General features: G+C 58.8%; 2 protein-coding genes. One reads left to right on the forward strand and one right to left on the reverse strand.

From position 1 onward, the window contains the following. The coding region (locus tag WS75_RS34335) for a hypothetical protein (RefSeq protein WP_218919274.1) at positions 1 to 215 on the reverse strand (215 nt) is incomplete at its 3' end. Between the two features lie 138 nt (positions 216 to 353). On the opposite strand from WS75_RS34335, the gene WS75_RS34340 reads away from it, so the two are divergent. After that, positions 354 to 534, forward strand: a 181-nt coding sequence (locus WS75_RS34340) for a hypothetical protein (RefSeq protein ID WP_218919275.1), incomplete at its 3' end; no start/stop codon positions are given.

Here is a 534-nt window from a genome sequence, read left to right on the forward strand (position 1 = left end):
TAGCGGTCGGAATAGCCTGCGGTACTGACGAGCGGGACGTAGCCGGCGAAGGCCTGGAGGGCGTCCCAGTCCAGCGCTGTGAAATGTTCATCGTAGGGGCTGACGACATAGAGCTTTCGTGTGCCGCGGTGGAGGCGCACGAAGCTGCCACGGAAGCGGCCAGAAGAGCCTCGAGCAAGCAGATATAAAACGCCGGCGATGAATACAGCTAGCATGGACATACCAATTGGATACGTAACAAGTCCCCAAGTCATCGGAGCGTCTACCACATAGAGGCCCAAAGCTGAGATCCCGAGGCACGCTATAGCTACAACGCCAATTCCACTGGCATATACGTTCCGCGAAATGTTGCCTTGGAGTTCCAACTCGACGCATTGGGAGTTCACACGCCGTACGCCCAGTTCCTGCTGTATCAGGTCAGGTGTACTGGGGATGGCATGGCGATCCGGTGTGCCATGCCACAAGCGGGTGGCGCCGATGAGCAGGCTGGTGGGCAGGCGTCGGAGTGGCGGGGTAGCTTGATGCATGTCAGCC

This window comes from Burkholderia sp. FL-7-2-10-S1-D7 (genome assembly GCF_001524185.1).
GTDB lineage: Bacteria > Pseudomonadota > Gammaproteobacteria > Burkholderiales > Burkholderiaceae > Burkholderia > Burkholderia diffusa.